Raw genomic sequence first — 7,968 nt, 5'->3', positions numbered from 1 at the left:
ACGAGCGCGAGCCCGTGGCGGCTCGGCCCGGACCAGGCCGCGCTGGCCGGCGAGTGGCTGCGCGGGTGGGTGCGCGCGGCGGTCGAGCAGGAACCCGGCCTCGCCGCCGAGGCGCCCGACTACGTGCGGCGCAAGCTGGAGCACGGCCCGCACGTCGTCGTGCACCACACCGACCTGCTGGCGCTGCCCCGGTGAGCCGGATCTGGCCCTGGCTCAGGCTGGTCGGCGCGGTCGCGATCCTGGGCGCGCTGGCCTGGCGGCTGGGCGCGGACGCGTTCGTCGCCGGGCTCCGCGCGGTGGACGGCCGGGCCGTCGCGGCGGCGGTGGGCCTGGGCCTGCTGACCACGGTGACCAGCGCGTGGCGGTGGTGCCTGGTCGCCCGCCGCCTCGGCCTGCCGCTCACCCTCGGCACGGCCGTGGCCGACTACTACCGCGGGCTGCTGCTCAACGCCGTGCTGCCCGCGGGCGTGCTCGGTGACGTGCACCGCGCGGTGAGCCACGGTCGGCAGTCCGGTGACGTCGGGCGCGGCGTGCGGGCGGTGGTGTTCGAGCGCGGCGCGGGCCAGGCCGTGCTGGTCGCCGTCGGCGTCGTGGTGCTGTCCTGCGGGTCCGTGCCGGTCGGGGTTCCCGGGTGGGTCCTCCCGGCGGCGGTCGTGACGGCGGTCGTGGCGGTGGCCGTCGCGGCGGGTTCGGCGAAGGTCCGCCGCGCGGTGCGGACGACCTGGTCGGACGCCCGCACCGCCCTGGTGAACCGCGAGGTGCTGCCGAAGGTCGTGCTGCTGTCGGCGGCGACCCTGGCCGGGCACGTGGCGCTGTTCGTGGTCGCGGCCCGCGCCGCCGGCACGGACGCCCCGATCGCCCGGCTCGTCGCGCCGGCCGTGCTGGCGCTGCTGGTGATGGTCGTGCCGCTGAACGTCGGCGGCTTCGGTCCGCGCGAGGCGTTCCTGGCCGTGGCGTTCGGCGAGGCGGGCCTCGGCGCGGCCCAGGGGCTCACGACCGGTGTCGTCTACGGGGTGCTGGCGATGGTCGCCGGCCTGCCCGGCGTGGCCGTGCTGTTCCGGTCAGAACAGCGCCAGGTGGCGCCCGAACGACTCGACCAGGGCCGCGAGCACGTCCCGGCCCTTGTCGGCTGACGCGAGCGACGGCCGCCCGACGACGCCCGACGACGTGTACGGCCCGAGCCCGAGCGTGAGCATGTGCGGCCGGTCGTCGGCCACGTGGTCGCTCGTCTCGTAACCGGGTCTGACCAGCTCCGGGTGGGCGTGCAGGAGGATCGACGCCTCCAGCTCGCCCGCGTGCATGTCGGTGCGGGACGACGTCGCGATCCCGGCGGCCTCGCGCGCCGCGGCCCACTCGCCGCTGCCGGGGAACAACGCCATCCCCTCGGCCTCCTGCACGACGTTGGCCAGCACGTAGTTGCCGCCGTGCCCGCTGACCAGCACCAGGTTCGGCACGCCGGACCGGCGCAGCGAGTCCGCGATGTCGGTCACCACCGAGTACAGCGTCCGCGCCGAGATGCTCACCGTGCCCGGCCAGGCCGCGTGCTCGTGCGAGCAGGAGATCGTGATCGGCGGGAGCAGCTGCACCGGGTGCGCGTCCGCGATGGCCCGCGCGACCGTGCAGGCCACGACGGTGTCCGTGGACAGCGGCAGGTACGGGCCGTGCTGCTCGTGGCTGCCGACGGGCAGCACCGCCACGGTCGCCGCGCGCGTCCGCACGTCCTCGGTGGTGTCAGGCAGGTACATGCCCGGCACGGTAGTCAACGCGGTGGCACAGGGCCGGTACCGCGCCGTTCGCGAGTTCCGGCAGCACGGACGGCAGGTCGTCGAACCGGCACTCGCCCGTGATCAGCGCGTCGAACGCGGGGTCCGCGAGCAGGTCGAGCGCGAGGGCCATCCGCTCGGCGTACGTGCGGTCGGGCCGTCCGACCACGCCCACCTGGCTGCTGCGCAACCGCAGCCTGCGGGAGTGGAAGAACTCGCCCAGCGGCAGGGAGACCCGGCGGTCGCCGTACCAGCTCAGCTCCACCACCTGCCCCTCCGGCGCGAGCAGCGCCAACGACCGGGCCAGCCCCGCCTCGGACGCGCTGGCGTGCACGACCAGGTCGCAGTTCCCCTCCGCCTGCTCCGGCGACGCGAAGTCCACGCCGAGCGCGGCGGCCACGGACGCGCGGGCGGGGTCGGCGTCCACGAGTTGCAGCCGCACGCCGGGGAACCGGGCCAGCACGGCGGCCACGCTGCACCCGACCATCCCGCCGCCGATCACCGCGATCCGGTCACCGATCAGCGGCCTGGCGTCCCACAGGGCGTTGACCGCCGTCTCCACCGTCCCGGCCAGCACCGCCCGTTGGGCGGGCACGGAGTCAGGCACGGGCGTCACGGCGTCGGCGGGCACCACGTAGTGCGTCTGGTGTGGATGGAGGCAGAACACCGTGCGGCCGAGCAGCGGCCCCTGCTCCACCACGCCGACGTTGAGGTAGCCGTACTTCACCGGCCACGGGAAGTCGCCCTCCTGGAACGGCGCCCGCATCACCCCGTGCTGGTTCTCCGGCACGCCACCGCGCAGGACCAGGCTCTCCGTGCCCCGGCTGATGCCGGAGTGGAGCGTGCGGACCAGCACGTCGTCGGGCCCGGGCTCGCGCAGCTCGACCGGTCGGATCTCACATTTTCCGGCCGAGGTGAACCACAGGGCCCTCGCAGCGCGTGTCATCTACTACAACCTCCGGACGCACGAGGGGCACGATGACGACACTTCACCATCACCGCACGGGCCTCGCCACACGCGGGGTCGCGTCGAAGCGACCGGCCAACGCGGAGATCGCCGCGTGGGCGGGGCTCCAGGTGGTGCTGCTCGGCGTGCTGGAGTGCTCGGTGGGGCTCGGTGCGGCGGGGTGGCTACTGGGCATCGCGTACGCCGTCGCCAACCAGGCGTTGCTCGGCGGCGCGGTGCAGCGGTCGGCGCGCGGCGCGCTCGGGCCGGCCGACCGGGTGACGTCGGCGCGGGGGCTGCTGGTCGGTGGCGTCACGGCGCTGGTGGCCGACGGCGGCGCGACCGCGGTGATCGTCCCGCTCGCCGCCGTCGCCCTGGCCCTGGACTTCGTGGACGGTCGGGTCGCCCGCCGCACCGGCACCGCGTCCGCGATGGGCGCGCGGTTCGACATGGAGGTCGACGCGTTCCTGATCCTGGTGCTGAGCGCGCACGTGGCGCTCTCGCTGGGCCCGTGGGTGCTGGTGGTGGGCGTGCTGCGGTACGCGTTCGTCGTCGCGTCCTGGGGCTTCGACCGGCTCACCGGCGCGCTGCCGCCGAGCTACGCCCGCAAGGTCGTGGCCGCGGTGCAGGGGATCGCGCTCGTCGTCGCCGCGTCCGGCCTGGTGCCGCACGTCGGTGTCCTGGTCGGACTCGCGCTGGCGTCGCTGCTGTGGTCGTTCGGTCGTGACGTCGTGTGGTTGTGCCGCAACGCTCCCGCACCGGCGGAAGGGATGGGCGATGTCTGACGTGACTCGGGTCGACGTGGCGCGCACGGTGGGGAACGTCGTGCTGTGGGTGGTGCAGGTGCTGCCGGCCGCGTACTTCGCCTACAGCGGGGTGTCGCTGCTCGGTGACGACTTCGTGGGCAAGTTCGACCGGATCGGGCTCGGCCAGTGGCTGCGGTACGTGACCGGCGTGCTGGAGCTCGCGGGTGCGCTGGGCCTGCTCGTGCCGCGGCTTTGCGGGCTCGCCGCGGTGGGCCTGGTCGGTGTGATGACCGGCGCGGTCGCCACGGAGCTGCTGATCCTGGGCGACCCGGACGGCGCGGTGCTGCCCGCGGTCCTGCTCGTGGTCGCGGCGGTGGTGGCGTGGGCCCGGCGGGACACCGCTCGGGCGTTGCTTCAGCGCTTGGGGAAGTAGCGCAGCACGGCGACGTCACCGAGCTTGGTGACCTCCTCCAGGTGGAAGCGCCGGGCCGGGCCGCCGGGGAACTCGGCCGGGTTGAGGAACCGCGGCGCGCGCTCCCGGCCGATCAGCATCGGCGCGACGGCCACCCGGATCTCGTCGGCCAACCCGGCGGCCAGGAACGCGGTGTGGACGGTGCCGCCGCCCTCCACCATCAGCCGGTCCACGCCGCGGCCGCCGAGGTCGTCCAGCAGCGCGCCGAAGTCGACGGCCGGTCCGAGGCACACCACCTCCGCCAGGTCACCGACGACGGCGCGGGCGCGGTCGGCGCCGGAGTCCGCGGTGTAGACCAGCTTCCCGCCGCCGCAGTGCCAGAAGTCGCGCGCCGGGTCGAGGTCGCCGCTGCCCGTCACGGTCACCTTCAGCGGGAACTCGGGACGTCCGGCGGCGACCCGCGCGGCCCGGCGGTGCGCCTGCCTGACCAGCAGGCGCGGGTTGTCCCGGCGGATCGTCGCCGCGCCCACCATGATCGCGCCGGACTCCGCGCGCATCCGGTCGACGTGGTCGAAGTCCTCGGCGTTGGACAGCGGGAACCGCTGCGCGCCGTCGTCGTCGATGTAGCCGTCCACGCTGACGGCGACGCTGAGCAGGACGTGCGGGCGGGTCACGGAACAACCGTACCCACGGCTGGACGACCGTACCCACGGCTGAACCGAGGGGGTGCGTTCGCGCGTTCTACCGGTCAGGGCGGGACGAGCGCGGAGGACGGATGACCGAGGACGTCGTGGAGCACCGCGGCCGGCGGGTCGTGGTGACCACCCTGGCCGCCGCGCTGGTGGTGCTGGCGCTGGTCATGCCCAGCGACTTCGACTCGGTGACGCCCGCGTCGTTCCTGCGCCTCCCGGTGGAGGGCCTGCTCGGCGTGGTGCTGGTGCTGGTGCTGCCCGAACGCGCGCGGCCGGTCGTGGCGCTGCTGTGCGGCGCGGTCCTCGGGCTGCTGCTCGTGGTGAAGGCGATGGACATCGGCTTCGACGCGGTGCTGTACCGGCCGTTCGACCTGGTGCTGGACTGGCCGTTGCTGGAGCCCGCGGTGGACTACGTGGACGTGACGGTCGGGCGGTTCGCGGCGGTCGCGGCCGTCGTGGTGGCCGTGCTGCTCACGTGCGCGCTGGTGGTCCTGACGGCGTTGTCGGCGCTGCGGCTGAGCGGGGCGGTGGGCCGGCACCGGTTGCGCGTCACGCGGGGGGTCGTGGTGCTCGCGGTCGCCTGGATCACGGTCGCCGCACCCGGACTGCAGATCGCGCCGGTCGGGCCGATCGCGTCGCACAGCACGGCGGAGTTCGTCTACGACCAGGCGCGGCGGGTGGGCGCGGGTCTGCGCGACCGCGACCGGTTCGCGTCGGAGTCGGCGGCGGACGCGTTCCGCGACACGGCGGGCGCGGACCTGCTGACCGCGTTGCGGGGCAGGGACGTCGTGGTGGCGTTCGTGGAGAGCTACGGGCGTGCCGCGGTGGAGCACCCGGACATCGCGCCGCGGGTCGGCGCGGTGCTCGACGCGGGCACGCGGCGGCTGGCCGAGGCCGGGTACGCCTCGCGCAGCGCGTTCCTCACCTCCCCGACGGCGGGCGGCGGGAGCTGGCTGGCCCAGGCCACCCTGCTGTCCGGGCTGTGGGTCGACAACCAGCAGCGCTACCGCACGCTCGTCTCCAGCGACCGGTTGACGTTGGGCGGCGCGTTCCGGCGCGCGGGGTGGCGCTCGGTCGGCGTCATGCCGGGCATCACGCAGGCCTGGCCGGAGGGCGGGTTCTTCGACTACGACCGGATCTACGCGTTCGGCGACCTCGACTACCACGGGCCGCGCTTCGGCTACGCGCCCGCGCCCGACGAGTTCACGCTGTCGCGGTTCCAGCAGTTCGAGCGAGCCGCCGCGCACGAGCCGGTGATGGCGGCGATCCCGCTGCTGTCCAGCCACGCGCCCTGGTCGCCGTTCCCGTCCGCGGTCGGCTGGGACGGCCTCGGTGACGGCTCGGTGTACCGCTCGATGACCTCGGGCGAGGCGCCGGCGGAGTCGATGTTCGCGCGGGACCCGGTGTCGGTGCGCGGGGACTACGCGCGGTCCGTCGAGTACTCGGTGAACACCCTCCTGTCCTACGTCGAGACCTACGGCGGCGACGACCTCGTGCTGGTGTTCCTCGGTGACCACCAGCCCGCGCCGTTCGTCACCGGCGACGGCGCGGGCCGGGACGTGCCGATCACGATCGTGGCCCGCGACCCGGCGGTGCTGGCGCGGACCGACGGCTGGGGCTGGACCGACGGCCTCGAACCGGCCCCGGACGCGCCCGTGCGGCCCATGGACACCTTCCGCGACCAGTTCCTGACCGCGTTCCGCTAGTTCCGCCGGTGCTGCCGGACCGCGGTCGAGTCGCTCACGCATAGAGGACGAATGCACTACCGTCGGTGCGCAGACGGATCGTTCCACGGGGGAGTGCGATGAGATCTTTCCGACGCAGGCTGCTGACCGCCACCGCGCTGACCGCGACGGCGGCGCTGGTCGGGGCCGTGACCGCGGTGCCGTCCGCGGGGGCGGCGGGCGACGAGGTGAGCGCGCGGCTCGCGGAGTCGTTGCGGCAGGCCGTCGTGGCGCAGGACTTCAAGGACGTGCTCGACCTGACCCCGCCGGAGCTGGTGGCGGCGTCCAGGGCCGGTGCGCCGGAGAAGCACGACCCGGTGCCCGCCGAGGAGGTCGCCAGGCTCGGCGCCGCCCGGCTCGACGCCGCCGCCGCGAAGCCGCTGCACCAGACGCCGAACATGGACCTCGCGGTGATCGAGCTGGACCGCTTCGGCCGGCCGGCCGCGATGGCGAACGTGCTGCTCAGCCCGCAGTACCCGAACGGCGTCGTGGTGCCGGTGGACAAGGCGACCGTGTCGACCGACCAGGTCCGCTACCGCTGGTGGGACGACACCGAGTGGGACGTCAACGGCGGTCGGGGCACGCGTGACGTGCTCGCCGGCCGGGAGGGCGCACCCCTCGACTTCTCCTCGCCGTACCCGGCGTCGGTGCTCAAGCTGATGGTCGGCTTCGGCCTGCTGCGGCTGGCCGACCAGGGCCGGGTGGACCTCGACGCGGTCTACGACTACCGGCCGGTGACCGTGCACCCGGTGTGCGGCGGACCGTCCAGCAAGGTGATCCGGCAGCACTTCGACGAGATGATCACCAAGTCGCAGAACGAGTCGACCTGCGCGCTGATCAAGCTGATCCACGACCTGGGCGCGTGGGACGAGGTCAACCGGATGTTCGTCGACCTCGGCATGCCGACGCTGATGGTCACCGGCACCAACCCGGAGAACGGCGGGCGCTGGATCGGGTCGAACATGAGCGGCCTCGACACCGCCAAGCTGCTGCTGCTGATCAACGGCGGCCACGGCGAGCTGTGGCGGACCGCCGACGGCCGCGTCATCACCCGCGCGGAGCTCAGCCAGAGCTCGCGCAACCAGTTCCTGAAGTCGCTGGGCGACCAGGGCCACAACGAGATGCTGTCCACCACGAACCACTGCGGGCGCGACTACCCGGTGCAGGGCATCCGGCAGCTCACGCCGCCGCGGTGGATCCAGCCCGACGGCACGGTCACGGTCGGCGCCGCCGTGTACGACAGCGACGTCCGCCCGTGCGACGCGGCGGCCGAGGTGACGTTCAGCCACAAGACCGGCTGGGTCGACACGACCGGCAGCGACGCGGGCATCGTGAAGGCGCTGCGGGGCTTCTGGGGTCGGCACTACATCGTGGTCGCGTTCTGCAACCTGGGCACCGACTACGTCGACACCTACCGCCCCGCCGACCGCCCCGGCGTCTTCCCGGTCCTCTACACCGAGAAGTACGCCGAGCTGGGCGCGGCCGTCGACCGGATCATGTCAGACCTGCGCTGAGTCCACTGTGGACGCCCGTCGGGCCCTCGCGGGCTCGACGGGCTCTCACCGGGAGCCGGCCACGCGGGCGCTGACGGCGCGGAAAACCGGGCGCGTCCGGGGCGGCCGTGCGTCACCATGCGGTGGTGGAGGAACTGGAACGGCTGCTCGACCAGCCGCACGGGATCGGCC

8 protein-coding genes and 1 pseudogene are annotated in these 7,968 nt (G+C 74.1%); 6 read left to right on the top strand and 3 right to left on the bottom strand.

Going from position 1 to position 7,968, the window contains the following annotated elements:
• Positions 1 to 195, top strand: a pseudogene (locus tag AB0G02_RS23170) (SAM-dependent methyltransferase); the annotation flags it as partial.
• Complete coding sequence (locus AB0G02_RS23165; protein ID WP_360797555.1) at positions 192 to 1,133, top strand: lysylphosphatidylglycerol synthase transmembrane domain-containing protein; 942 nt, start codon at positions 192 to 194, stop codon at positions 1,131 to 1,133. The pseudogene AB0G02_RS23170 and the gene AB0G02_RS23165, both read left to right, overlap by 4 nt.
• Here AB0G02_RS23165 and AB0G02_RS23160 read toward each other — a convergent pair.
• A complete protein-coding gene (locus AB0G02_RS23160; RefSeq protein ID WP_360797554.1) occupies positions 1,062 to 1,745 on the bottom strand; it encodes a creatininase family protein in 684 nt (227 codons plus the stop codon). The two genes, AB0G02_RS23165 and AB0G02_RS23160, sit on opposite strands and share 72 nt — an antisense overlap.
• Positions 1,732 to 2,709, bottom strand: a complete 978-nt coding sequence (locus AB0G02_RS23155; protein WP_360797553.1) for a zinc-binding alcohol dehydrogenase — start codon at positions 2,707 to 2,709, stop codon at positions 1,732 to 1,734. Before AB0G02_RS23155 ends, AB0G02_RS23160 begins: the two co-directional genes overlap by 14 nt.
• 32 nt (positions 2,710 to 2,741) lie before the next feature.
• Between AB0G02_RS23155 and AB0G02_RS23150 the strand changes: the two genes are divergently transcribed.
• Together AB0G02_RS23150 and AB0G02_RS23145 are read left to right on the top strand one after the other, a co-directional pair.
• On the top strand, positions 2,742 to 3,494 hold the full coding sequence (locus AB0G02_RS23150; protein WP_360797552.1) for a CDP-alcohol phosphatidyltransferase family protein: 753 nt from the start codon (positions 2,742 to 2,744) through the stop codon (positions 3,492 to 3,494).
• Complete coding sequence (locus tag AB0G02_RS23145) at positions 3,487 to 3,888, top strand: DoxX family protein (protein ID WP_360797551.1); 402 nt, start codon at positions 3,487 to 3,489, stop codon at positions 3,886 to 3,888. Before AB0G02_RS23150 ends, AB0G02_RS23145 begins: the two co-directional genes overlap by 8 nt.
• Here AB0G02_RS23145 and AB0G02_RS23140 read toward each other — a convergent pair.
• Positions 3,870 to 4,541 carry a dihydrofolate reductase family protein gene (locus tag AB0G02_RS23140; protein WP_360797550.1) on the bottom strand — a complete coding sequence of 224 codons (672 nt, stop codon included), beginning with the start codon at positions 4,539 to 4,541 and terminating at the stop codon, positions 3,870 to 3,872. The genes AB0G02_RS23145 and AB0G02_RS23140 overlap by 19 nt on opposite strands.
• A gap of 101 nt (positions 4,542 to 4,642) precedes the next feature.
• Between AB0G02_RS23140 and AB0G02_RS23135 the strand changes: the two genes are divergently transcribed.
• Positions 4,643 to 6,265, top strand: coding sequence for a sulfatase-like hydrolase/transferase (locus AB0G02_RS23135; RefSeq protein ID WP_360797549.1), 1,623 nt, complete (start codon positions 4,643 to 4,645; stop codon positions 6,263 to 6,265).
• Positions 6,266 to 6,363: 98 nt separating this feature from the next.
• Positions 6,364 to 7,797, top strand: a complete 1,434-nt coding sequence (locus AB0G02_RS23130; protein WP_360797548.1) for a serine hydrolase — start codon at positions 6,364 to 6,366, stop codon at positions 7,795 to 7,797.
• The last annotated feature ends 171 nt before the right edge of the window (positions 7,798 to 7,968 follow it).

The organism is Actinosynnema sp. NPDC023658 (genome assembly GCF_040639995.1).
Lineage (GTDB): Bacteria > Actinomycetota > Actinomycetes > Mycobacteriales > Pseudonocardiaceae > Actinosynnema.
Note: the sequence above shows the minus strand (reverse complement) of the source record. Positions and strands in the feature narration are given on the sequence as shown.